Raw genomic sequence first — 24,140 nt, forward strand, 5'->3', positions numbered from 1 at the left:
TGCCGCTCCTGAATGAGCCCTCTATGGCGAGTGAAGCGGGTATACCCCACCGAAAGGAGACAAAAATGACGGCTTTAACCCCGGTAATCACCGTTGATGGGCCAAGTGGTGCAGGTAAAGGTACGTTGTGTAAAGCGCTGGCCGAAGCCTTTAACTGGCACTTGCTGGATTCCGGTGCCATTTACCGCGTGTTAGCCCTGGCAGCGCTGCATCACCAGGTTGATATTGTCTCAGAAGAGGCGTTAGTTCCGCTTGCCGCACATCTCGACGTTCGTTTTGTTGCTCAGGATGGGCAGTTACAGGTTATTTTGGAAGGTGAGGATGTCACCAATGAAATCCGCACCGAAACGGTAGGCAATACGGCTTCACAGGCGGCGGCATTCCCGCGTGTCCGTGAGGCATTGCTGCGCCGTCAGCGCGCATTCCGCGATGCCCCGGGCCTGATTGCAGATGGCCGCGATATGGGCACGGTTGTTTTCCCTGATGCGCCTGTGAAGATATTTCTTGATGCGAGTTCAGAAGAACGTGCAAACAGAAGAATGCTACAGTTGCAGGAAAAAGGCTTTAGTGTTAACTTTGAACGGCTTTTAGCCGAGATCAAAGAACGTGATGACCGTGATCGTAACAGGGCTATCGCGCCTTTAGTGGCTGCTTCCGATGCGTTATTGCTGGATTCAACCAGCATGTCCATCGACGAAGTCATCGAAAAAGCGCTGGCATATGCCACAGAAATTCTAGGATTACCGCAAAAACAAACCCGGTAATCGAGCCGTAATCTGGTGCTGAAGAATATTCAGTGCCAGTTTTGGCTATAGTTTTTTTTAACCTCGCCGCAAGGATCTGTAGCGGGGCATTTGAAACAACCCCATCCAGCAGGAAGCCAGATGGACGTTAAACTTAAGAACCTAAAGATTATCAACATGACTGAATCTTTTGCTCAACTCTTTGAAGAATCCTTAAAAACAATCGAAACCCGTCCTGGTTCCATCGTTCGTGGTGTTGTTGTGTCTATCGACAAAGATATCGTACTGGTTGACGCCGGTCTGAAATCTGAGTCTGCAATCCCGGCAGAACAATTCAAAAACGCACAGGGCGAACTGGAAATCCAGGTTGGCGACGAAGTTGATGTTGCGCTGGACGCTGTTGAAGACGGCTTCGGTGAAACTCTGCTGTCCCGTGAAAAAGCTAAACGTCATGAAGCTTGGATCACGCTGGAAAAAGCTTACGAAGAATCTGCAACTGTTACCGGTGTTATCAACGGTAAAGTGAAAGGCGGTTTCACTGTTGAGCTGAACGGTATCCGTGCGTTCCTGCCAGGTTCACTGGTAGACGTTCGTCCTGTTCGCGACACGCTGCATCTCGAAGGCAAAGATCTTGAGTTCAAAGTCATCAAACTGGACCAGAAACGCAACAACGTTGTTGTTTCCCGTCGTGCAGTAATTGAGTCTGAGAACAGCGCAGAGCGCGATCAACTGCTGGAAAACCTGCAGGAAGGCATGGAAGTTAAAGGTATCGTTAAGAACCTCACTGACTACGGTGCATTCGTTGATCTGGGCGGCGTTGACGGCCTGCTGCACATCACTGACATGGCTTGGAAACGTGTTAAACACCCAAGCGAAATCGTTAATGTTGGCGATGAAATCACTGTTAAAGTCCTTAAATTTGACCGCGAGCGTACCCGTGTGTCACTGGGTCTGAAACAACTGGGCGAAGATCCTTGGGTCGCTATCGCTAAACGTTACCCAGAAGGTACTAAACTGACGGGTCGCGTTACCAACCTGACTGATTACGGCTGCTTCGTAGAAATCGAAGAAGGCGTTGAAGGTCTGGTTCACGTTTCTGAAATGGATTGGACTAACAAAAACATCCACCCATCTAAAGTTGTTAACGTGGGCGATGTTGTTGAAGTTATGGTTCTGGATATCGACGAAGAACGTCGTCGTATCTCCCTGGGCCTGAAACAATGCAAAAACAACCCATGGCAGCAATTCGCAGAAACCCACAACAAGAACGACCGTGTTGAAGGTAAAATCAAGTCAATCACTGACTTCGGTATCTTCATTGGTCTGGACGGCGGCATCGACGGCCTGGTTCACCTGTCTGACATCTCCTGGAACGTTGCAGGCGAAGAAGCAGTACGTGAATACAAAAAAGGCGACGAAATCGCAGCTGTGGTTCTGCAAGTTGACGCAGAACGTGAACGTATCTCCCTGGGCGTGAAGCAACTGGCTGAAGATCCATTCAATAACTACCTGTCTGTTAACAAGAAAGGTACTATTGTTACTGGTAAAGTCACAGCAGTTGACGCCAAAGGTGCTACAGTTGAATTAGCTGGTGGCGTAGAAGGTTACCTGCGCGCTTCAGAAGCTTCTCGCGACCGTATTGAAGACGCAACTCTGGTTCTGAGCGTTGGTGATGAAGTTGAAGCTAAATTCACCGGTGTTGATCGTAAGAACCGCGTAGTAAGCCTGTCCGTCCGTGCTAAGGATGAAGCAGACGAGAAAGATGCAATCGCTGTTGTTAACAACAAACCAGACGAAAGCAACTTCTCTAACGCTATGGCTGAAGCGTTCAAAGCGGCAAAAGGCGAGTAATGACGGGGGGCGACTCTGTTGCCCCGAAACGGTAGTTTAGCTGCAAAGCTTGGAGGTACTATGACCAAGTCTGAACTTATTGAAAGACTTGCTGGCCAGCACTCTCATATCCCGGCGAAAGCTGTTGAGGATGCAGTGAAAGAGATGCTTGAGCATATGGCTGCAACCTTGGCTGATGGTGAACGCATCGAAATCCGTGGGTTTGGCAGTTTTTCTCTTCACTACCGTGCTCCGCGTGTTGGGCGCAACCCTAAAACGGGCGATAAAGTTGAGCTGGACGGCAAGTACGTTCCTCACTTTAAGCCAGGTAAAGAGCTGCGCGATCGCGCGAATATTTACGGTTAAGGTTTTCGCCTGAACGTAAATGTCTGCCTATAGCGAACGTAAAACGGTACCCATTGGGTGCCGTTTTTTTTTGCCTCATAATCTAAGAGTTCCCCCCACTTCTGTTCTGAAAACAAAAAGTTTGCGTAATGTCTCGCAGCATTTTGCTCTCCTGCTTGCCCCTGCCTTGCGTGAAAATCATACTCCGCCACGAACATATGTCCGATAAATGTGAAAGGAGTAAAACATCAAAATCTCACTGGATGAGGCTTCTTTAGCTGTGATAGCCGGCATGATGCCACTGCTCGTTCTCCCGCAACTTCCTTCCTCTCTTCAGATGATCATGCTGTGTATTGCTGCCGGGTATTGCTTCAGATGTCATCACAAACTGTTCAGCTTGCTGGCTATCTGCCTGCTGAGTTTCAGCTGGGCCGCAGTTCAGGGCAGCGTTCAACTGCGCCAGATCTCAGCACTTCAGGGTACCCCGCGCCATGTTATTGCGGTGGCAGAGAGTACTCATCTCGGAAACACCCGTACGTCGTCAGTGTTCTTAAAAATTGAAAAAGTGGATGGCAAAAGGGTATTTCCACCGGTCATGTTCCGTACGAAATGGGACGCGGGAGGAGAAGCACTTTTGGCCGGTCAGCGCTGGGATATGACCGTTAGTTTGCGGCCTGTTCACAGCTTGCTGAATGAAGGCGGATTTGATGCCCAGCGCTGGGCGCTGGCTCAGCATGCCCCGCTGACAGCCACTGTTCGTCGTAGTCAGAGGTTGTCGGCGCAAAGTTCGCTTCGCCAGCAGTTTATTCAACGAGTGCAGCTTAAAATGCCGCCAATGGAAAATACGGCCATTCTGGTCGCACTGGCGTTTGGCGAAAAAGGATTAATCCGGGATGCGGATAAGTTGCTGTTGCAGCACTCAGGCATCGCACATCTGGTGGCGATCTCAGGCTTACATATTGGCATTGCGGCGCTGTTCGGATGGTGGCTGGCACGCGGAATACAATATTTTATGCCGGTAAAGTTAATCGATTATCGTTTTCCGCTATGGGTAAGCGCGGTATTTTTACTGGTTTACACCTGGCTTTCAGGGGGCAACGCACCCGCCATACGTGCAGCGTTAGCAGTATCCTTGTGGATTTTATTGCGCCTTTTCCGTATCCGTTGTCATCCGTGGCAGATATGGCTTTGGGTGGTTTCTGTTCTTCTTCTCGCTGACCCGATGAATTTATTATCCGACAGCTTCTGGTTGTCATGCTTCGCGGTGGGAACACTGATTTTCTGGTTCCAGTGGGCACCGCTTCCTGCCATGTTTCAGCAAGCAAGATATTGGGCGCTGTTACGCTGGGCGCATCTGCAACTGGGGATGACACTTCTCCTGTTACCCTTACAGGTGTGGATCTTTCATGGCATAAACCTTTTTTCCTTTCCGGCAAATATGTGGGCAGTACCGGTAGTTTCGCTGGTCACCGTTCCGCTGGTATTGCTGGCCTTACTGATGAACCTGATGCCATCCGTGCTAATGGATAATGCGCAAACACTGCTCTGGCAACTGGCGGACGCGACGTTAAGGCTGGCGCTGTGGGGAGTCAAAGCATTACCGGATGGCTGGATCCCGCTAGGCGAATCATTTCTGGTCGCAAGCCTGACAGGGTGGATAATGCTTCTGTGCTGGCGGATTTGCCCGTGGAGATATTGCGTTTCACTCCTGCTGTCGATCTTTGCGATCTCATTCGTCTGGCTGAACAGGAACCCGGAAGAGCGCTGGCGGGTGGATATGATTGATGTCGGCCACGGTTTGTCTGTTCTTATCAGTAAAAACGGCAGGGGGATCCTTTACGATACCGGCAACCGCTGGGAAGGGAGTTCCGCCGCTGAGCAAAATATCATCCCTTTCCTGAACTGGAAGAATATTCAGCCAGAACTGATCATTATCAGTCATGATGATATGGATCATCGTGGCGGATTGCCTCTGTTACAAAACCGGTTCCCTGCCGCCAGTGTACGTGAAAGTGCGTTGTCCGGTCAGCATCATCTGAAATGTAAGGCGGGTGAGCAATGGCACTGGCAGGGGCTGGCTTTCAAAGTCTTATGGCCAGAGAAGATGTCAGCGGATGTCGGAAATAATGACAGCTGCGTGATCCGCATTGATGACGGAACATTCAGTTTGCTTCTGACCGGTGATATTGAGGCTGAAACCGAAAAAGCATTAGTCAGGAAATGGCGGAGTGAGCTACAGGCCACGGTGCTTCAGGTTCCTCATCACGGCAGTAATACCTCGTCAACGCCGCCTTTTCTGCGCGCCGTTAAGCCGGTTATCGCACTGGCTTCCGCATCCCGCTTTAATAAATGGCGTCTTCCGGCTGATAAAGTTGTTAGCAGATACAACAAAGCACGCTATGACTGGCGTTCAACGTCCCGTTCGGGTCAGCTTAGTCTCTTCATTTATGACGATTATTGGACAATTAAAGGCTTACGCGAGCAATTAATCCCCCGCTGGTATCACCACCGGTTTGGAGTATCGGAAGATAATGAGTAGAATAGACCGCTATTTCTTTCGATGCTGGTTGATATTGCATGATGAACGATAAAGATCTCTCTACGTGGCAGACATTCCGTCGCCTGTGGCCGATGATCACACCTTTTAAAGCCGGGCTGATCGCTGCGGCAATCGCGCTGGTCGCTAACGCCGCCAGTGACACTTTCATGCTGTCTTTGCTGAAACCGTTGCTGGATGATGGTTTTGGTAAAGCTGACCGCTCAATTTTACTGTGGATGCCTCTGGTCGTTATCGGTCTGATGATCGTACGTGGTGTCAGTGGCTATATATCCAGTTACTGTATTTCGTGGGTTTCGGGCAAAGTGGTGATGCATATGCGTCGTCGCCTGTTTGGTCACATGATGAGAATGCCTGTCGCATTTTTTGATCAGCAGTCTACCGGTACCTTACTTTCCCGTATCACCTATGATTCAGAGCAGGTGGCGTCTTCGTCTTCCAGCGCGCTGGTGACGGTAGTGCGTGAAGGTGCGTCCATCATCGGTCTGTTTGTCATGATGTTCTATTACAGCTGGCAGCTTTCGGTGATCCTGATTGTGATTGCGCCAATTGTGTCTGTTGTTATCCGTGTCGTGTCAAAACGCTTCCGTAACATCAGTAAGACAATGCAAAACACCATGGGGCAGGTTACCACCAGCGCCGAGCAGATGCTGAAAGGTCATAAAGAAGTACTGATCTTCGGCGGTCAGAAAGTGGAAACCGCGCGTTTTGATAAAGTCAGTAACCGCATGCGCCAGCAAGGTATGCGTATGGTTTCGGCTTCTTCAATTTCAGACCCGATCATTCAGCTTATTGCCTCTCTGGCGCTGGCATTCGTATTGTATGCAGCGAGCTTCCCGTCCGTCATGGAAACGCTCAGCGCGGGTACCATCACCGTGGTGTTCTCATCGATGATTGCCCTGATGCGTCCGCTGAAATCCCTGACTAACGTCAACTCCCAGTTCCAGCGCGGGATGGCAGCTTGCCAGACACTGTTCTCCATTCTGGATATGGAACAGGAAAAAGACGAAGGGAAACTGGAAGTCAAACGCGTGAAAGGGGATGTCGAGTTCAAAAATGTGACCTTCACTTATCCCGGGCGTGATATTCCGGCTCTGCGCGATATTTCCTTCAGCCTGCCAGAAGGCAAAACGGTGGCCCTGGTCGGTCGTTCCGGCTCAGGAAAATCGACCATTGCGAACCTGCTGACGCGTTTCTATGACATCCAGGAAGGCTCTATTCTGATGGATGGTCATGATCTGCGTGAATACACGCTGTCATCACTGCGTAATCAGGTGGCGCTGGTTTCTCAAAACGTTCACCTGTTCAACGACACCATTGCCAACAACATCGCTTATGCGCGTACCGATATATACTCCCGCGAAGAGATCGAAAAAGCAGCGACTATGGCTTACGCCATGGACTTTATCAGCAAGATGGATAAAGGACTGGATACGGTTATTGGTGAGAACGGCGTACTGCTTTCAGGCGGTCAGCGTCAGCGTATTGCGATTGCTCGTGCCTTACTGCGTGATTCGCCGGTCCTGATCCTTGATGAAGCGACCTCTGCACTTGATACCGAATCTGAGCGTGCCATTCAGGCCGCGCTGGATGAATTGCAGAAAAACCGTACCTCGTTGGTGATTGCGCACCGCTTGTCGACCATCGAAAAAGCCGATGAAATTCTGGTTATAGAAGATGGTCGTGTCGTTGAACGTGGTTCACATGCTGATTTGCTTGAAGAGCGTGGTGTTTACTCGCAGCTATACCGGATGCAGTTTGGCCAATGATTGAGCGCATCTGGTCAGGTAAGTCACCGCTTTATCTGTTACTCCTGCCTCTTTCGTGGCTGTACGGGTTAGTCTCGTCTGTGATCCGTTACAGCTACAAAGCGGGGCTTAAAAAAAGCTGGCGGGCTTCAGTGCCCGTCGTGGTGGTCGGAAATCTGACTGCCGGGGGTAATGGTAAAACGCCGGTGGTGATCTGGCTGGTTGAAACACTTCAGCAGCATGGTTTTCGGGTTGGCGTGGTTTCACGCGGTTATGGTGGTAAGGCTGAGCACTATCCGTTATTACTGACGGAGGCGACGCCAACCACGCAGGCGGGTGACGAGCCTGTGCTGATATTTCAGAGAACGGCCGCACCGGTTGCGGTCTCTCCCGTGCGTTCAGACGCGGTAAAGGCACTGCTCGCGGCTCACGAACTGGATGTAATTATCACTGATGATGGCTTGCAGCATTACGCCCTCAGCCGTGATATAGAAATTGTGGTCGTCGACGGTATTCGCCGTTTTGGTAATGGTCACTGGCTACCCGCTGGCCCGATGCGTGAACGGGAGTCCCGTTTACGTTCCGTCGATGCGGTGATTACCAATGGCGGCGTTCCTCATGCAGGTGAACTGGCCATGACCCTGCAACCCGGCAAGGCGATAAACCTGAGGACGGGTGAACAGCGCGATGCCGCATCGTTACGAAATGTGGTGGCTATGGCCGGGATCGGGCATCCACCTCGTTTCTTTGCCACGCTGAAACAGCTCGGCCTGACGCTGCAACATGAAGTCGCGTTTTCAGATCATCAGCCATACTCCCCAGAACAACTTTCCGGTATTCTGCAGGGGGCTCAATCCCTGCTGATGACGGAAAAAGATGCGGTGAAATGCCGTGCTTTTGCTCAACCGGACTGGTGGTATTTACCGGTCGACGCAAAAATTTCGGGCGTTCAGGCTGAAAAATTACTGCAAAAAATAACTGACCTTATTTTGCAAAAGACCCGCTGAATGCTAAAAAACACATGAAATGAGCGGTTCTCATAAAAATTTACGTAAATTTAAATCCTGAAGCTCTCTGATTTTAAAGGATTATATTTACGATTCACATTTATTTGCGGAATAATGAAGTAACATGGCTTGCTAATGGTCTGCGCTTATGAGTAAATGCGTGCAGCCTGTGTTGCAGCGCTATTTATGTATGAGTGTAGAGTAAAGCAGTTCCTCCCAGACGTTATCTCTTTCCCGATGATTCCGCTTCCAAGACGAACCTTCTAAGTCCTCCCCATAAGTAATTGTCTGAACTATTGGCTCACATTGCCGAATGGCAGGATTTTATATTTCGTTAAAAGGTTTTAAATATGTCTAAGAAAAATGGTCAGGTTAAGTGGTTCAATGAAAGCAAAGGTTTTGGTTTTATTGAGCAAGCTGATGGCGGTAAAGATGTATTCGTACATTTCTCTGCAATCGCGACCGATGGTTTCAAAACTCTGGCCGAAGGTCAGCGTGTAGAATACACCATTCAGGATAGCCCGCGCGGTCCTGCTGCTGCTAACGTTATTGCACTCTGAGAAGAGGCTGACGTGATGATATGAGTAAGCGTTAATTGCTAATCATATCAGCAGAGTAAAACCCGCCGGATGGCGGGTTTTTCATACCTGAAAGGGTAAAGCGACGTGAATAAAATGTCGCGAAATTTGTAAAAATAATCGTTAAAACAAAATCGCTCATTAGAGGTTTTTTATAAAAAAATAACTTAGAAATGGGCAAACGCATCCGAACAATAATAAAAAAGTGTGTTCATGGATGCCCAAAAGAAAGGATAGAAATTATGATGTTAAAAATGGGTTTAGTTAAATGGTACAATCAGGCTAAAGGCTATGGTTTTATTTGTCCGCTCGATGGTTCTTCTGAAATTTATGTTCAGCGCACTTCCATTGCAAATACGGGTAATAAATCTCTGAGTGCCGGTCAGAAAGTCGAATTCACGACTTACCGCAGTGTTGCGCATGGCCCTTCAGCGGCTGATGTGATTGCGTTCTGAGTCTGATTTTTGTTGTTCACCGTTGAGCTGAATTTTACGCTCCGGTAAAAATATGCTATCGGTATCCACAGTTAATTAGCTGCCTCGGATACCGATATGTCTCACCCGGTTATATCTCTCGCTTCAGCCCGCACCCTGCATTTATCTGCGCAACACCTTCTCAAGCCCGTCACCCGAAAACCTGTGGCATCTGATGTCGTACAGGCCATCCGCGATATGGGATTACTGCAAATCGATACGATCAGCGTCGTCGCCCGCAGTCCTTATCTGGTGTTGTTCAGCCGTCTCGGCAATTATCCGCCGCAGTGGCTTGAAGATGCGCTGTCCGCTGGCAATATTTTCGAATACTGGGCGCATGAAGCCTGTTTTATTCCTGCTGAGGATTACGGTCTGCTGCGCCACCGGATGTTAAATCCGCAGGGCATGGGATGGAAATTTTCTCAGGCCTGGTTTGATGAACATCAGACAGATATTCAGGCGCTTCTTGGCCATATTGCAGAAAACGGTCCGGTGCGTTCCGCTGATTTCAGTGCAGAAAAAAAATCTAACAGCGGCTGGTGGGACTGGAAACCGCATAAAAAGCATCTGGAAACGCTGTTCACCGCAGGAAAACTGATGGTGTCTGAGCGGCGAAGTTTTCACCGCGTATATGACCTGACAGAACGCGTGATGCCCGGCTGGGACGATGCCAGCCAGACCTTAGAACAGGCGGCTGCGGAATACCAGATGCTGCGCCAGTCTGCGCAATATCTGGGTATTTTCAAACCGGAGTGGCTGGCGGATTACTACCGGCTCAAGCGGATCAACACCAAAGCCGTGATCGCTCAGTTGCTGTCTGATGACGAAATTACGCCGGTAGAGGTATCCGGTCTGGACGGAGTTTATTATGTGCATTCCCGGCAGTACTCCTTACTGCAACAGGCCATTGATTCCGGGATCCGCTCTACGGTCACCACACTGCTTTCTCCTTTTGACCCCGTCGTCTGGGACCGAAAGCGTGCCTCAACGTTGTTTAATTTTGATTACCGCATCGAATGTTATACGCCGGAAGCAAAGCGGCAATACGGCTATTTCACGCTACCGGTTTTACAACGCGGTGAACTGATTGGCCGGCTGGATGCAAAAATGCATCGTAAGGAAAAGATACTGGAACTCAAAAGCCTGCATCTTGAACCGGGTGTGGCAGTGACATCACGGCATGCGCGGGATATTCAGGGAGCGATAAGTCGTTTTGCGCAATGGCAGGGTGCGGAGAAGGTTATGAGCGGGCAGTTGCCTGAGGCTCTGAGAAAGATGTGGGGTACGGGCTGGCAGCTTTGATACCGCAAAATAAAACGGCTGCATCAGGCAGCCGTTATTTCACGATGATTGCAGGTGTGACTCAGCATTAGTGGCTGAAGTTAGCGAACATTGCGATGATTTTGTTAATGGTTTTCATTTTTCGTGCTCTTGTCTGAAGTTGATAGTGTGATGTTCATCACAAAAAAATTGTACTCCCACTCAATCTGCAACGCAATCACCCTTCAGTGAAATTTTTTATTCACATCGCTGTAACTTTAAGCGGCCCTTCTCAGAGAGTGATGTGAGGATTAACCCCGGGCGGGGCGTTATGCTATTCTCTGGAACCGCTATCTTATGTTTCCAATGCTTTTTTGCGTCACGCCATGCTGAAAATGGGCGTATTCGCTTCCGGGAGGAATTTATGGATCATCGTTTACTTGAAATCGTTGCGTGCCCTGTATGTAACGGGAAGCTTTACTTTAATAAAGAGTCGCAGGAACTGGTGTGTAAGGCTGACAGTCTGGCTTATCCGGTCCGTGACGGGATCCCTGTTTTATTAGAAAACGAGGCACGCCCGCTTTCTGTTGACGAGACACATCCATGAGTTTTATCGCCATTATTCCTGCCCGCTATGGCTCGAGCCGTCTGCCGGGTAAACCTCTGGCAGACATCAACGGCAAGCCGATGGTTGTGCATGTCATGGAACGTGCTCTTGAATCCGGTGCAAAACGCGTGATAGTCGCAACCGATCATCCTGATGTCGTGAAGGCGGTGGAAGCCGCAGGTGGCGAGGTCTGTCTGACCCGGCCTGATCACCAGTCAGGTACTGAGCGCCTCGCGGAAGTCATCGAATTGTGTCAGTTCGCCGATGACGAAATTATCGTGAATGTGCAGGGCGATGAGCCTTTGATCCCGCCGGTGATTGTCCGTCAGGTTGCAGAAAACCTGGCAAACAGCGAAGCCGGGATGGCAACACTGGCCGTGCCGATTGAATCGGCAGAAGAAGCGTTCAACCCTAACGCGGTGAAAGTGGTGCGGGATGCCAGAGGCTACGCCATGTACTTTTCCCGGGCGGCGATCCCCTGGGAACGTGAACGTTTCGCTGTGTCAAAAGATACCATCGGCGATACCTTCCTTCGTCATATTGGTATTTACGCTTATCGTGCAGGTTTTATCCGCCAGTACGTTAAGTGGGAGCCGAGCAAGCTGGAGCATATCGAACTGCTCGAACAACTCCGGGTGCTGTGGTACGGTGAAAAAATCCATGTTGATGTCGCGAAAGCGATTCCTTCGGTGGGCGTTGATACGCCAGAGGATTTGGAACGTGTGCGCGCGATCCTGGGGCATAAACGTGCCTGACTGAACGTCATCCGAACGGAATGTCCCGGCATTCCGTTTATTTTTAGTGGTCTCTTTGTTTTGCGCGATGCCTTCCTTTTTCTGCCCCAATTATCCGGTTTTATTTGATCTGAAACGGGGTAATCCTTCGCTGAAGCTTTCATCATAAACGTTACTTTTTCGTCACTGCGAACACGTTATGGAACAGCTAAAAGCCGAACTCAGTATTGTATTAGGCGAACGTCTCTCCCGCCTTGAATGCGTCAGTGAGCAGCCTTATGCCCATCTTTTTTCTTTATATGATGAGCAGGGCTATGCCATGCCTTTGCTGGCGAAAAGTTTTGTCTGTCAGGGGATTGCGGGGCAGGAGGCGTATAAGCTCTCGATGCTGGCGCGGGAAGGCGTGGTGCGGGTGCCGACAGTGTACGGTATGGTCACGACCCATCAGAAACCCTATCAGGAAATTTTGCTGATCGAACGCCTGCGCGGTGTTTCGGTGGAAGCCCCGACAAGAACGCCTGAACGCTGGCTAATCCTGCAGGAACAGATCGTTGAGGCGATGCTGGCATGGCACCGGATTGACAGCCACGGATGCGTTGGCTCGGTCGACAGCACGCAGGAAAATCGCTGGGAAAACTGGTATCCGCAGCGCGTCGAAGTGCTGTGGGCGACGCTGTCTAATCTCCAGGCTCCTGAACTCACACCGGAGGACCGCACGCTTCTGTTCCGCTCGCGGGCGTGCATACCGGCATTGTTTGAGGGATTCGACGATACGCCGGTGCTGGTTCACGGTAATGTGTCATTACGCGGCATGCTCAAAGATCCGCGCAGTGATCAACTGCTGGCGATGATCAATCCCGGCACCGTGTTATGGGCTCCCCGCGAATTTGACCTCTTCAGGCTGTGGGAAAAAGGGATGAGTGAGCAGCTGCTGTTCAGCTATCTGCAAAAAGCACCAGTTTCAGAAAGCTTCCTTGCCCGCCGCTGGTTATATCTGGTGTGGGAATCCGTCGCCCACATGATCCATACCGGAAAACTGGACCGCAGGCAGTTCGATTTTGCACGGCAACAGTTGCTGCCGTGGCTTAACTGAGTTATCTGACTTCAGGCGCGGGAAGGGTTATCCATTGCCATATCCGCCCCAGCGTTTCATACCATGCCCGTTCACTGTGAGAGAGGAACAACGCCTGAGGTAAGGCTTTTTCCCACGGATTGAGCGGGGAATCTATTGCCAGCTGATTGGCCGGTGCCGGAATCGGGTTCAGGCCCAGTTGGCGGAAGAAGATGATTGCGCGCGGCAGATGGTTTGCGGAGGTCACCAGCGCAAAGGGTTGTTCTCCCATCATCGCTTTAACCTGCAAGGCTTCCTGATGGGTGTCCTTCGGTTTATCGAGCAAAATAATATCGCTCTCAGGCACGCCTAAACTGATTGCCACCTTTCCCGCCACTGCCGCACTGCTCATCGGGTTGCTCATGGCCTGCGCACCGGTAAAGACCATTTTAGCGCCCGGATTTGCGCGATAAATACGGATCCCTTCCGTCACGCGCGGAAGACTGTTGCTGATCAGATTAGAACTCGGTGCCCAGGCCGGGTTATAGGTGTAACCGCCACCCAGCACCACGACATATTTTACCGGCGTATGGCCCTGAGTCTGGTAAGTGGGGTAGACCGATTCAATGGGGCGCAGCAGCTTATCAGCCACCGGTTGCAGGCTGAGCAGCAACAGAAGCAGCCAACTCAATGAAAAAAACACTTTTCCGGTTTTTTGCCAGCGGGTCATCCACAACAACGCCAGCGCAACCGCCATCATAAGCAAAATAAAAGGCAGAGGTAATAACAGCCCGCCGAGTGTCTTTTTTAGGATAAATAACATCAAAAACGGGTCCTTTTGAGTGAAAAAACGACATCCGGGCGTGAATCCGAGTCAGGATGATTTATTCTAAGCCAGCCTGTGCCAAAATAGCACTTCACACGGCATCGCCGCAGAGACATCATCAGACGAATTGTTTTCAGAAACAGGGTTTACTTCATGCAGGATCGTAATTTCGACGATATCGCCGAAAAATTTTCGCGCAATATCTACGGCACCACCAAGGGACGTATCCGTCAGGCGGTGCTGGGTCAGGATCTGCATGATTTGCTCCAGACGTTGCCACAGCGGCCACTGCGTATTCTTGATGCGGGCGGCGGTGAGGGGCAAATGGCCTGTGAACTGGCCGCTTTAGGACATAAGGTCTTGTTGTGTGATCTCTCCGGTGAGATGATCCGGCGCGCCGAAGCGGCCGCGCGGGAAAAAGGTGTGAGCGACAACATGCAATTTGTACAATGTCCCGCTCAGCATATCGCCGAACATTTGGAACAGCCGGTTGATCTGATATTGTTCCATGCGGTCATTGAATGGCTGGCCGAGCCTCAGCAGGCACTGGCCGCGCTGGTCGATTGTCTGGCCCCCGGTGGCGCAATATCGCTGATGTTTTACAATATCCACGGTCTGGTCATGCGGCATATGATCCTCGGCAATTTTGCTCATGTCGAGGCAGGTGTGCCTAAAATCAAAAAAAGCTCCCTGTTACCCGATCATCCGCTGGAACCGGCAAAGGTTTATCAGTGGCTGGAACAGTTGGGGATGCAGATCAGCGGCAAAACCGGTGTTAGAGTGTTCCACGATTATTTGCGAAACAGACAACAACATAAACAGGATTTTGATGAGCTTCTGGCGCTGGAACAGCGTTATTGCCGTCAGGAACCTTTTGTTAGTTTGGGACGTTACATCCATGTGATGGCGCACAAACCCATTCTGAAGGACGAATTATGAGTGAATTTTCCCAGACTGTACCCGAACTGGTCGCCTGGGCACGGAAAAATGATTTCTCAATTTCGCTGCCAACGGAGCGGCTGGCTTTTCTTCTGGCGATTGCCACGTTAAACAGCGAGCGTCTTGACGGGGAAATGAGTGAGGGTGAGCTGGTCGATGCGTTTCGTCACGTCAGCAAGGGTTTCGAGCAAACCAATGAGACCATCACCGTACGTGCCAACAACGCCATCAATGACATGGTGCGTCAGCGTTTGCTCAACCGTTTTGTCAGTGAGCTGGCCGACGGCAATGCTATCTATCGTCTGACGCCTCTGGCGATCGGCATTTCAGATTATTATATCCGTCAGCGTGAATTCTCCACGTTGCGCTTGTCTATGCAGCTGTCGATCGTGGCGCAGGAACTCAAGCGAGCGGCGGATGCGGCCGACGAAGGCGGTGATGATTTCCACTGGCACCGCAATGTGTACGCCCCTCTCAAATATTCTGTGGCTGAAATTTTCGACAGCATCGACATGACCCAGCGGATCATGGACGAACAGCAGCAGGGCGTAAAAGATGATATCGCGGCGCTGCTCAATAAAGACTGGCGTGCGGCGATTTCCAGCTGTGAAATCCTGCTGTCCGAAACGTCGGGCACGCTACGTGAATTGCAGGATACGCTGGAAGCGGCGGGCGACCTTTTGCAGGCGCACCTGTTGCGTATTCAGGATGCCACCATGGTGGAGATGGACCTGAGCTTTGTTGACAAGCTGGTCTTTGATTTACAGAACAAACTCGACCGTATTACCAGCTGGGGCCAGCAGGCGATTGACCTGTGGATTGGCTATGACCGGCATGTACATAAATTTATCCGTACTGCCATCGACATGGATAAAAACCGGGTATTTGCCCAGCGTTTACGCCAGTCGGTGCAGAACTATTTTGATCAGCCGTGGACCCTGACGTTTGCCAATGCCGATCGTCTGCTGGATATGCGTGACGAAGAGCTGGCCTTGCGCAGCGAAGAAGTGACCGGCGAGCTTCCGCCTGATCTCGAATTTGAAGAATTTAACGAAATCCGCGAACAACTTGCGGCATTGATTGAACAGGCATTACAGGTCTATCAGCAACAAAAAACGCCGCTCAATCTGGGCATGGTAATGCGCGAATACCTCAAACAGTATCCGCGTGCCCGACATTTTGATGTCGCGCGAATTGTGGTCGACCAGGCGGTACGCCTCGGTGTGGCTGAAGCAGATTTTTCAGGGTTGCATGCCGAATGGCAGGCAATCAATGATTACGGAGCCAAGGTGCAGGCCCATGTCATCGACAAATATTGAACACATAATGCCAGCTAAGCTGGCGCAGGCACTGGCTAACTCAGTGTTTCCTGCTCTCGACAGCCAGCTGCGTTCTGGCCGTCATATCGGCATTGATGAACTGGATAACCACGCTTTCCTGATGGATTATCAGGAAGAAATGGAACTGTTTTACAGCCGCTACAGCGTGGAGTTGATCCGGGCGCCGGAAGGTTTCTTCTATCTTCGCCCGCGTTCCACCACGCTTATCCCGCGTTCCGTCTTATCGGAGCTGGACATGATGGTCGGGAAAATTCTCTGCTATCTGTATCTCAGCCCGGAACGTCTGGCGCATGAAGGTATTTTTACCCAGCAGGAATTGTACGACGAATTACTGAGCCTGGCAGACGAAAGCAAATTGCTGAAATACGTCAACCAGCGTTCTACCGGTTCAGATTTGGATCGTCAGAAACTCCAGGACAAAGTCAGAACGTCGCTGAACCGTCTGCGTCGTCTGGGTATGGTCTATTTCATGGGCGTCGACAGCAGCAAATTCCGTATTACCGAAGCGGTATTTCGTTTTGGTGCGGATGTCCGCAGTGGCGATGACGCGCGTGAAGCGCAGTTGCGGATGATCCGCGACGGCGAAGCGATGCCTGTCGACAGTGCGTTGTCATTGAACGATGAAAGTGAAGACGGCGAGCCGCTGGCAGGGCCGCAAGGGCATGAGGGCGCAGAGGATGAACAGGAATGATTGAACGCGGTAAATTTCGCTCACTGACGCTGGTGAACTGGAACGGGTTCTTCGCCCGTACTTTTGACCTCGACTCACTGGTCACCACACTTTCCGGCGGCAACGGGGCGGGTAAATCCACCACCATGGCCGCTTTTGTGACGGCGCTGATCCCCGATCTGACCTTACTGCATTTCCGTAATACCACGGAAGCAGGCGCGACCTCCGGTTCACGTGATAAAGGCCTGCACGGTAAATTGCGTGCCGGTGTCTGTTACTCGGTTCTGGACGTGGTGAACTCCCGTCATCAGCGCATTGTGGTTGGTGTTCGTCTGCAACAGGTTGCCGGGCGTGACCGTAAAGTGGACATCAAACCGTTCACCATTCAGGGCTTGCCGGTGGCAGTGAACCCGACGGAAATGCTGACGGAAACCGTTGGCGAACGTCAGGCGCGCGTGTTGCCTTTGCATGAACTGAAAGAGCGCGTTGAAGCAATGGAAGGCGTGCAGTTCAAGCAGTTCAACTCGATTACCGATTACCATGCGCTGATGTTCGATCTGGGTGTGATCCCGCGCCGCCTGCGTTCAGCGTCTGATCGCAGTAAATTCTACCGTCTGATTGAAGCGTCACTGTACGGTGGTATTTCCAGCGCCATCACCCGTTCCCTGCGCGATTACCTGTTGCCGGAAAACAGCGGTGTGCGTAAGGCTTTCCAGGATATGGAAGCGGCACTGCGTGAAAACCGTATGACGCTCGAAGCGATACGCGTTACCCAGTCTGACCGTGACTTGTTCAAGCATCTGATTTCTGAAGCAACCTCTTACGTGGCCGCCGACTACATGCGCCACGCCAATGAACGCCGTATCCATCTGGATGGTGCGCTGGTGTTGCGTAATGAGTTGCTGTCGAGCCGCAAACAGTTGTCCGGTGAGCAATACCGTCATGTTGAAATGGCGCGTGAGCTGGCCGAGCAAAGCGGTTCGCAAAGTGATCTGGAAACCGATTATCAGGCTGCCAGCGACCACCTGAGTCTGGTTCAGACCGCGATGCGTCAGCAGGAAAAAATTGAGCGCTATGAAGGCGACCTCGAAGAGCTGACCTACCGTCTGGAAGAACAAAACGAAGTCGTTGCCGAAGCCAGCGAACTGCATGCCGAACATGAAGCCCGCGCGGAAGCGGCTGAACTGGAAGTGGATGAGCTGAAAAGCCAGCTGGCAGATTATCAGCAGGCGCTCGATGTGCAGCAGACCCGTGCCATCCAGTACCAGCAGGCGTTGCAGGCCATCGAGCGTGCACGTGATCTGTGCCAGATCCCGGATCTGAGTATTCAGAACAGTGAGGAATGGCTGGAAACGTTCCAGAGCAAAGAGCAGGAAGCGACTGAAATCCTGCTGATGCTGGAACAAAAAATGAGTGTGGCGTCTGCCGCGCACAGTCAGTTTGAGACGGCGTATCAGCTGGTGGTGAAAATCGCCGGTGAAGTGAGCCGCAGTGAAGCCTGGCAGACGGCGCGTGAATTGCTGCGCGACTGGTCTTCTCAGCAACATCAGGCGGAGCGCGTCGAACCGCTGCGCATGCGTTTATCCGAACTCGAAGGCCGCCTGCGTGAACAGCAGGATGCCGAACGTCAGTTGCAGGAATTCTGCAAACGCACCGGGCAGGATGTGCATCCGGAAGATCTGGACGACATGCAGCGTGAGCTGGAAGTGCAGATCGAAGAGTTGCAGGGTGTCGTTTCTCAGGCGGGTGAACGCCGCATGGAAATGCGTCAGGAGCTTGAGCAGGTTCAGTCGCGCATTCGCGAACTGACCGCCCGTGCGCCGGTCTGGCTGGCTGCACAGGAAGCCCTCAGCCAGCTGAGCGAGCAGAGTAAGGAACCGCTGGAAAGCAGCCAGCAGGTCACCGAATACATGCAGCAGTTGCTGGAAACGGAACGCGAAACTACGGTTGAACGCGACGAAGTGGCTGCGCGTAAACGTCGTATTGAAGGGCAGATCACCCGTCTCAGCCAGCCAAGTGGTGCGGAAGATTCCCGCATGATTGCCCTGGCCGAACGTTTCGGTGGTGTACTGCTGTCTGAGATTTACGACGACGTCACTATCGACGATGCGCCTTACTTCTCTGCGCTGTACGGTCCATCGCGTCACGCGATTGTGGTCCCTGATCTGTCGCTTATCCGCGATCAGCTGGAAGGACTGGACGATTGTCCTGAAGATCTCTATCTCATCGAAGGGGATCCGCAGTCCTTTGATGACAATGTGTTTGAAGTAGATGAAATGCAGGGCGCGGTACTGGTCAAGACAGGTGACCGCCAGTGGCGTTATTCGCACTTCCCGCAGGTGCCTTTGTTTGGCCGTGCGGCGCGTGAAAACCGTCTGGAAACCCTGCATAAAGAACGCGAAAACCTGTCAGAGCGTTACGCGACACTGTCGTTTGACGTGCAGAAAATTCAGCGTGCGCATCAGGCATTCAGCCGCTTTATCGGCAGCCATTTAGCCGTCGCGTTTGACGCCGATCCTGAAGCGGATATCCGTACCCTGAGCGGTCGTCGTGGCGAACTTGAACGCGCGCTGAATGCCCATGAAGGCCAGAATCAGCAGCAGCGTCAGCAATTTGAGCAGGCGAAAGAAGCCATCGGCATGCTCAATAAATTGCAGCCGCGTGTGGGTCTGTTGTGCGACGAAACGCTGATCGACCGCGTGGAAGAGATTCGCGAAGAAATGGAAGAGGCGCAGGATTCTGCCCGTTTCATTCAGCAACACGGCGTCTCACTGAGCAAACTGGAACCGCTGGTATCGGTGCTGCAAAGCGACCCGGAACAGCATGAGCAACTGAAAGAAGATTACGCACAGGCGCAGCATGCACAACGTCTGGCGAAGCAACAGGCCTTCGCGCTGACCGAAGTGGTTCAGCGCCGTGCTCACTTCAGCTATACCGACTCTGCCGGTATGTTGAATGAAAACAGCGACCTGAATGACAAACTGCGCCAGCGCCTGGAACATGCGGAAGCGGAACGTACCCGCGCCCGTGAACAGATGCGTCAGCATCAGACACAACTGACCCAATACAGTCAGGTTCTGGCGTCTCTGAAAAGCTCGTTCGATGCCAAGCGCGATATGCTCAAAGAGCTAAGCCAGGAATTGCAGGATATCGGCGTTCAGGCTGATCCGAACGCGGAAGCCCGCGCCAAAACCCGTCGTGACGAATTGCATACCGCGCTCAGCACCAACCGTGCGCGCTGCAATCAGCTGGAAAAACAAATCACCTTCTGCGAAGCCGAAATGGATAACCTGCAGAAGAAATTACGCAAACTTGAGCGTGATTACCATCAGAGCCGCGAACAGGTAGTGACCTCGAAAGCGGGCTGGTGTGCGGTGATGCGTCTGGTGAAAGACAACGGCGTTGAACGTCGTCTGCACCGTCGCGAGCTGGCTTACATGGATGGCGACGAACTGCGTTCCATGTCGGATAAATCCCTCGGTGCGCTGCGTCTGGCGGTATCTGATAACGAACATCTGCGCGACGTGCTGCGTTTGTCGGAAGATCCGAAACGTCCTGAGCGTAAAATTCAGTTCTACATCGCCGTGTATCAGCATCTGCGCGAGCGTATCCGTCAGGATATTATCCGTACCGATGACCCGGTTGAAGCTATCGAACAGATGGAAATTGAGCTGGGACGCCTGACCGAAGAACTGACCGCCCGCGAACAGCAACTGGCGATCAGTTCCAAGAGCGTGGCGAATATCATCCGTAAAACCATTCAGCGCGAGCAGAACCGTATCCGTCAGCTGAACCAGGGCCTGCAGGCAGTGGCGTTTGGTCAGGTGAAAAGCGTACGTCTGAACGTGAATGTGCGTGAAGCGCATGCCGGTCTGCTGGATGTGCTTTCTGAGCAGCAGGAACAGCATCAGGACTTGTTCAGCAGCAACCGCCTGACCTTCTCGGAAGCACTGGCGAAACTGTATCAGCGTCTTAATCCGCAAATTGATATGGGACAGCGCACACCGCAAACCATCGGTGAAGAACTGCTGGACTACCGAAACTATCTGGAAATGGAAGTGGAAGTTAACCGCGGTTCCGATGGCTGGTTGCGTGCAGAAAGTGGCGCGCTGTCAACGGGTGAAGCGATCGGTACCGGTATGTCGATTCTGGTGATGGTAGTACAGAGCTGGGAAGATGAATCGAGCCGCATGCGGGGCAAAGACATTTCGCCTTGCCGTCTGCTGTTCCTCGATGAAGCAGCCCGTCTGGATGCCAAATCGATCGCCACGCTGTTTGAGCTTTGCGATCGTCTGGAGATGCAGCTGATTATCGCGGCGCCGGAAAACATCAGCCCTGAAAAAGGCACGACCTATAAACTGGTGCGTAAAGTGTTCGGTAATAATGAACACGTGCATGTGGTCGGGTTACGTGGCTTTGCGCCGGAACTGCCGGTACTGGCAGATACGGAAGCTGACGTATCCTGATGGTTTGCAGATAAATCAGACGGTTGAAATTCAAAAGCCCTGGCATAAACGCCGGGGCTTTTTATTTTTCTTCCATTCATTTTGCTTATATTTCTATAAAAAATATCTGGTGATTTAAATAACGGTCAACACAATGCGAAGGCGTTGCGTAATTTATAACCGAATGTCTAAAAACAGCACATAAACACTCAACGGAAGGCTTTATTTCGGCTTGCCGCTGGCTTAGAGTCTTTACGTTATACGCGGACTCTATTTCATTGAGTTCCTACGCAAAAAAAGAAATCTCTTTATATACTTAATCCAAGAGCTGCTGGCTCAATTTTGCGGATTAAATTGGGCACTTTATCGGGAGGCAAGGGAAGATGTTGATGAATCAAAGGTCTCTCAGGTTTTTAGTCGCCAGCTGTCTGCTGGCGAGCGGCCTGTCGCCATGGTTTGCAGCCTGGGCGACGGTACCTACGATGCCGCTGGGGAAAACCACGCTGTCCAGCGTGCAGAGCATGAGTCAGCTTCAGGCGGAACTGCTGCCGCGAGGGATCCGGCCGCTGTATCTGTCGTCCCTGTCATCGCTTTATGCGGCGAACCATATGCAACCTATGTGGAATGATCGGGAAACCGTGCAGATATTCCAGCAACAGTTAGCTGAGCTGGCGATTTCGGGCATCCAGCCTCAGTTCACGCAATGGGTGAAATGGCTGACAGATCCGGAAGTAAAAGGCATGGCGCGCGATGTGGTGTTGTCGGATGCGATGCTGGGCTATTTGCAGTTTACCAGCAGCGTGGAAGCCAATGGCGAGAAATGGTTATACAGCACGACGCCATACAAAATGACCACGCCTTCACTGACGGTGATGAATCAGTGGCAGCTGGCTGTGCGTCAGGGCACCACCGCACATTATTTATCGACGCTGGCACCACAACATCCTTATTACAGCAAAATGCATGATGCGCTGAAAACCATGCTGGCGGATAACCGTCCGTGGCCGGTCATGAGCGGAACGGCCAGTTTACGTCCGGACCAAATCAGCGATGATGTGCCTGCGTTACGGGAGATTCTCACCCGCACCGGCATGATGGTCGCCTCACCGGAAGAGAACAAATCACCAAAACCGACGGACGAAACGATCGCGCCAAATGCGCCGGGTAGTGCCGCCAATGACGATTTATCTGTCGATGAAACGGCGGATAAAGCCCAGCAATCCACGCCAGCCGTCAGCCCGTCTGCGACCTCGGTGCAGGACGTCCTGCCGTCGGTACAGAATGCTGAAACGCCTGCGCCAGCCCCTGCGGTGGCAGTGGCGAATAATCAGTACACCCCTGAATTAGTCGACGCAGTAAAACGCTTCCAGAAATGGCAGGGGCTGGAGGATGACGGAGTTATCGGCGCGCGTACGCGTCAGTGGCTGAATGCGTCTCCGCAATTGCGGGCCACCTTGCTGGCGCTGAATATTCAGCGTCTGCGTATTCTGCCGGGCAATGTAAACACCGGTATCATGGTGAACATCCCGAACTATCAGCTCACTTATTACCTCAATGGCAATGAAGTGCTGTCTTCGCGTGTGATTGTCGGGCGTCCGAGCCGCAAAACGCCGTTAATGAGCAGTGCGCTCAATAACGTGGTGGTGAATCCGCCGTGGAATGTGCCGACTACGCTGGTGCGTGAAGATATTATGCCGAAGGCCATGAATAATCCGACGTACTTCCAGCAACATGGTTATCAGGTGTTGTCCGGCTGGAGCAATGACGCCGAAGTGATCGACCCGTCGATGATTGACTGGGCGATGGTTTCACCGAGCCATTTCCCGTATCGCATTCGTCAGGCACCGGGCGCGAATAATTCCCTCGGGCGTTATAAATTCAATATGCCAAGTTCTGATGCCATCTACCTGCATGACACGCCGAACCATAATCTTTTCAGCAAGGATATTCGCGCGCTGAGTTCAGGGTGTGTGAGGGTAAATAAAGCATCGGAATTAGCCAATATGCTGTTGCAGGATGCTGGCTGGAATGACACCCGTATTTCGTCTGCCTTACAGGGCGGCAATACCACTTATGTGGCGATACGCCATCATATACCGGTAAAACTGTTTTATCTGACAGCGTGGGTGGCGGATGACGGTAAGCCGCAGTTCCGCACAGATATTTACAATTATGATGCGACAGTGAGATCGGGTGCACAAATTTTGCCTCAGGCAGAAATTTTGCTCCAATAAATGCAGTAAAACTAGTCTGATAACGGTCAGAGTATTTGGCCATATGACGAGCGTGAGCCACTGGCACGCTCGTTTTGCATATCGGGGTCCCTTGACTCGCTGAAATTTGCCAGTTAAGGTTCGAAACGGTCCGTTCTGTGACCTATTTTTGACTCTCTTATCGGATAGTAAACTGTACATGAATGAAATCGACAAACATCGCCGTAAATGGCTGGCACTGGGCAGTGCCGCTATGGGGATTGCATTGCTTCCAGGTCGTGCATTCGCCACTCTTTCCACGCCTCGTCCCCGTATTTTAGTGGTTAATAATATAAATACCGGCGAAACCCTCAAAACCGAGTTTTTTGATGGAAAGCGTTACAACAAGGATGAGTTGGCCCGGTTGAATCATTTGTTCAGGGACTATCGCGCGGAAAAAGTTAAGACTATCGATCCTGCCTTGTTCGATCACCTTTACCGTTTGCAGGTCATGCTGGGCGGAACCAATAAACCGGTTCAACTGATTTCCGGCTATCGTTCACTGGCAACCAATAACAGTATGCGTGAACCTGGAAGCGGGGTAGCGAAACACAGTTATCACACCCTCGGGCAGGCAATGGATTTCCATATTCAGGGCATCGAACTGAGTAATATCCGCAAAGCAGCATTAAAAATGCGGATGGGTGGTGTAGGATATTATCCACGAAGTAACTTTGTGCACATCGATACCGGCCCCGCCCGGACCTGGTGATGTGTGTTATTAATGGCCTGCAA

At 51.6% G+C, this 24,140-nt stretch carries 19 protein-coding genes; 18 read left to right on the top strand and 1 reads right to left on the bottom strand.

Annotated features, from left to right (window positions below):
* The first annotated feature begins 65 nt into the window (after nt 1–65).
* The 12 genes from cmk to J9880_RS15320 all read left to right on the top strand — a co-directional run bounded on the left by cmk (nt 66) and on the right by J9880_RS15320 (nt 12,975).
* Nucleotides 66–764: a (d)CMP kinase gene (gene cmk / locus J9880_RS15265; protein ID WP_095922612.1), complete on the top strand. Its 699-nt coding sequence runs from the start codon at nt 66–68 to the stop codon at nt 762–764.
* Nucleotides 765–920: 156 nt separating this feature from the next.
* Nucleotides 921–2,594: a 30S ribosomal protein S1 gene (gene rpsA / locus J9880_RS15270; RefSeq protein ID WP_095925166.1), complete on the top strand. Its 1,674-nt coding sequence runs from the start codon at nt 921–923 to the stop codon at nt 2,592–2,594.
* 60 nt (nt 2,595–2,654) lie between these two features.
* Nucleotides 2,655–2,939: an integration host factor subunit beta gene (ihfB, locus tag J9880_RS15275; protein ID WP_013574835.1), complete on the top strand. Its 285-nt coding sequence runs from the start codon at nt 2,655–2,657 to the stop codon at nt 2,937–2,939.
* A 271-nt stretch (nt 2,940–3,210) separates the two neighbouring features.
* Entirely contained in the window at nt 3,211–5,457 is a 2,247-nt protein-coding gene (locus J9880_RS15280) for a ComEC family protein (RefSeq protein ID WP_232769556.1), read from the top strand.
* Nucleotides 5,458–5,495: 38 nt separating this feature from the next.
* Nucleotides 5,496–7,244, top strand: coding sequence for a lipid A ABC transporter ATP-binding protein/permease MsbA (gene msbA, locus J9880_RS15285; RefSeq protein ID WP_119822223.1), 1,749 nt, complete (start codon nt 5,496–5,498; stop codon nt 7,242–7,244).
* Nucleotides 7,241–8,230, top strand: a complete 990-nt coding sequence (gene lpxK / locus J9880_RS15290; RefSeq protein ID WP_232769557.1) for a tetraacyldisaccharide 4'-kinase — start codon at nt 7,241–7,243, stop codon at nt 8,228–8,230. Before msbA ends, lpxK begins: the two co-directional genes overlap by 4 nt.
* Before the next feature lie 350 nt (nt 8,231–8,580).
* The gene (gene cspE / locus J9880_RS15295; protein ID WP_013574839.1) at nt 8,581–8,790 is read left to right on the top strand and encodes a transcription antiterminator/RNA stability regulator CspE; all 210 of its coding nucleotides are present in this window, start codon (nt 8,581–8,583) and stop codon (nt 8,788–8,790) included.
* A 260-nt stretch (nt 8,791–9,050) separates the two neighbouring features.
* Entirely contained in the window at nt 9,051–9,263 is a 213-nt protein-coding gene (locus J9880_RS15300; RefSeq protein WP_095922608.1) for a cold-shock protein, read from the top strand.
* 96 nt (nt 9,264–9,359) lie between these two features.
* Entirely contained in the window at nt 9,360–10,583 is a 1,224-nt protein-coding gene (locus tag J9880_RS15305; RefSeq protein WP_232769558.1) for a winged helix-turn-helix domain-containing protein, read from the top strand.
* A 382-nt stretch (nt 10,584–10,965) separates the two neighbouring features.
* A complete protein-coding gene (locus J9880_RS15310) occupies nt 10,966–11,148 on the top strand; it encodes a Trm112 family protein (RefSeq protein ID WP_056771818.1) in 183 nt (60 codons plus the stop codon).
* Nucleotides 11,145–11,903 carry a 3-deoxy-manno-octulosonate cytidylyltransferase gene (kdsB, locus tag J9880_RS15315; RefSeq protein ID WP_095922606.1) on the top strand — a complete coding sequence of 253 codons (759 nt, stop codon included), beginning with the start codon at nt 11,145–11,147 and terminating at the stop codon, nt 11,901–11,903. The genes J9880_RS15310 and kdsB overlap by 4 nt, the downstream gene beginning before the upstream one ends.
* Nucleotides 11,904–12,081: 178 nt before the next feature.
* Entirely contained in the window at nt 12,082–12,975 is an 894-nt protein-coding gene (locus J9880_RS15320) for a YcbJ family phosphotransferase (protein WP_232769559.1), read from the top strand.
* Nucleotide 12,976: 1 nt separating this feature from the next.
* Here J9880_RS15320 and elyC read toward each other — a convergent pair whose 3' ends face one another.
* Nucleotides 12,977–13,756 (bottom strand): envelope biogenesis factor ElyC, encoded by a 780-nt coding sequence (elyC, locus tag J9880_RS15325; RefSeq protein ID WP_232769560.1) that lies wholly within the window; start codon nt 13,754–13,756, stop codon nt 12,977–12,979.
* A gap of 156 nt (nt 13,757–13,912) precedes the next feature.
* On the opposite strand from elyC, the gene cmoM reads away from it, so the two are divergent.
* The 6 genes from cmoM (at nt 13,913) to J9880_RS15355 (ending at nt 24,117) form a co-directional block, all read left to right on the top strand.
* Nucleotides 13,913–14,698 (top strand): tRNA uridine 5-oxyacetic acid(34) methyltransferase CmoM, encoded by a 786-nt coding sequence (gene cmoM / locus J9880_RS15330; protein ID WP_232769561.1) that lies wholly within the window; start codon nt 13,913–13,915, stop codon nt 14,696–14,698.
* On the top strand, nt 14,695–16,017 hold the full coding sequence (mukF, locus tag J9880_RS15335; protein WP_133823832.1) for a chromosome partition protein MukF: 1,323 nt from the start codon (nt 14,695–14,697) through the stop codon (nt 16,015–16,017). The genes cmoM and mukF overlap by 4 nt, the downstream gene beginning before the upstream one ends.
* Nucleotides 15,998–16,729, top strand: coding sequence for a chromosome partition protein MukE (gene mukE / locus J9880_RS15340; protein WP_095922601.1), 732 nt, complete (start codon nt 15,998–16,000; stop codon nt 16,727–16,729). Before mukF ends, mukE begins: the two co-directional genes overlap by 20 nt.
* The gene (gene mukB / locus J9880_RS15345; RefSeq protein ID WP_232769562.1) at nt 16,726–21,174 is read left to right on the top strand and encodes a chromosome partition protein MukB; all 4,449 of its coding nucleotides are present in this window, start codon (nt 16,726–16,728) and stop codon (nt 21,172–21,174) included. The genes mukE and mukB overlap by 4 nt, the downstream gene beginning before the upstream one ends.
* A 362-nt stretch (nt 21,175–21,536) precedes the next feature.
* Nucleotides 21,537–23,387, top strand: a complete 1,851-nt coding sequence (ldtD, locus tag J9880_RS15350) for a L,D-transpeptidase (protein WP_119822228.1) — start codon at nt 21,537–21,539, stop codon at nt 23,385–23,387.
* A 178-nt stretch (nt 23,388–23,565) separates the two neighbouring features.
* Nucleotides 23,566–24,117 (top strand): YcbK family protein, encoded by a 552-nt coding sequence (locus J9880_RS15355; protein ID WP_095922598.1) that lies wholly within the window; start codon nt 23,566–23,568, stop codon nt 24,115–24,117.
* Nucleotides 24,118–24,140 lie beyond the last annotated feature (23 nt).

This window comes from Rahnella victoriana (genome assembly GCF_021276285.1).
Classification (GTDB): domain Bacteria; phylum Pseudomonadota; class Gammaproteobacteria; order Enterobacterales; family Enterobacteriaceae; genus Rahnella; species Rahnella victoriana.

Excerpts from the sequence above, each read along its gene's own strand:
- cmoM (WP_232769561.1), top strand. The coding sequence starts at position 13,913 with ATGCAGGATCGTAATTTCGACGATATCGCCGAAAAATTTTCGCGCAAT.
- J9880_RS15300 (WP_095922608.1), top strand. The coding sequence starts at position 9,051 with ATGATGTTAAAAATGGGTTTAGTTAAATGGTACAATCAGGCTAAAGGC.
- J9880_RS15355 (WP_095922598.1), top strand. The coding sequence starts at position 23,566 with ATGAATGAAATCGACAAACATCGCCGTAAATGGCTGGCACTGGGCAGT.
- cspE (WP_013574839.1), top strand. The coding sequence starts at position 8,581 with ATGTCTAAGAAAAATGGTCAGGTTAAGTGGTTCAATGAAAGCAAAGGT.
- kdsB (WP_095922606.1), top strand. The coding sequence starts at position 11,145 with ATGAGTTTTATCGCCATTATTCCTGCCCGCTATGGCTCGAGCCGTCTG.
- rpsA (WP_095925166.1), top strand. The coding sequence starts at position 921 with ATGACTGAATCTTTTGCTCAACTCTTTGAAGAATCCTTAAAAACAATC.
- mukF (WP_133823832.1), top strand. The coding sequence starts at position 14,695 with ATGAGTGAATTTTCCCAGACTGTACCCGAACTGGTCGCCTGGGCACGG.
- J9880_RS15310 (WP_056771818.1), top strand. The coding sequence starts at position 10,966 with ATGGATCATCGTTTACTTGAAATCGTTGCGTGCCCTGTATGTAACGGG.
- lpxK (WP_232769557.1), top strand. The coding sequence starts at position 7,241 with ATGATTGAGCGCATCTGGTCAGGTAAGTCACCGCTTTATCTGTTACTC.
- J9880_RS15280 (WP_232769556.1), top strand. The coding sequence starts at position 3,211 with ATGATGCCACTGCTCGTTCTCCCGCAACTTCCTTCCTCTCTTCAGATG.
- msbA (WP_119822223.1), top strand. The coding sequence starts at position 5,496 with ATGATGAACGATAAAGATCTCTCTACGTGGCAGACATTCCGTCGCCTG.
- cmk (WP_095922612.1), top strand. The coding sequence starts at position 66 with ATGACGGCTTTAACCCCGGTAATCACCGTTGATGGGCCAAGTGGTGCA.
- ldtD (WP_119822228.1), top strand. The coding sequence starts at position 21,537 with ATGTTGATGAATCAAAGGTCTCTCAGGTTTTTAGTCGCCAGCTGTCTG.
- J9880_RS15320 (WP_232769559.1), top strand. The coding sequence starts at position 12,082 with ATGGAACAGCTAAAAGCCGAACTCAGTATTGTATTAGGCGAACGTCTC.
- elyC (WP_232769560.1), bottom strand. The coding sequence starts at position 13,756 with ATGTTATTTATCCTAAAAAAGACACTCGGCGGGCTGTTATTACCTCTG.
- J9880_RS15305 (WP_232769558.1), top strand. The coding sequence starts at position 9,360 with ATGTCTCACCCGGTTATATCTCTCGCTTCAGCCCGCACCCTGCATTTA.
- mukE (WP_095922601.1), top strand. The coding sequence starts at position 15,998 with ATGTCATCGACAAATATTGAACACATAATGCCAGCTAAGCTGGCGCAG.
- mukB (WP_232769562.1), top strand. The coding sequence starts at position 16,726 with ATGATTGAACGCGGTAAATTTCGCTCACTGACGCTGGTGAACTGGAAC.
- ihfB (WP_013574835.1), top strand. The coding sequence starts at position 2,655 with ATGACCAAGTCTGAACTTATTGAAAGACTTGCTGGCCAGCACTCTCAT.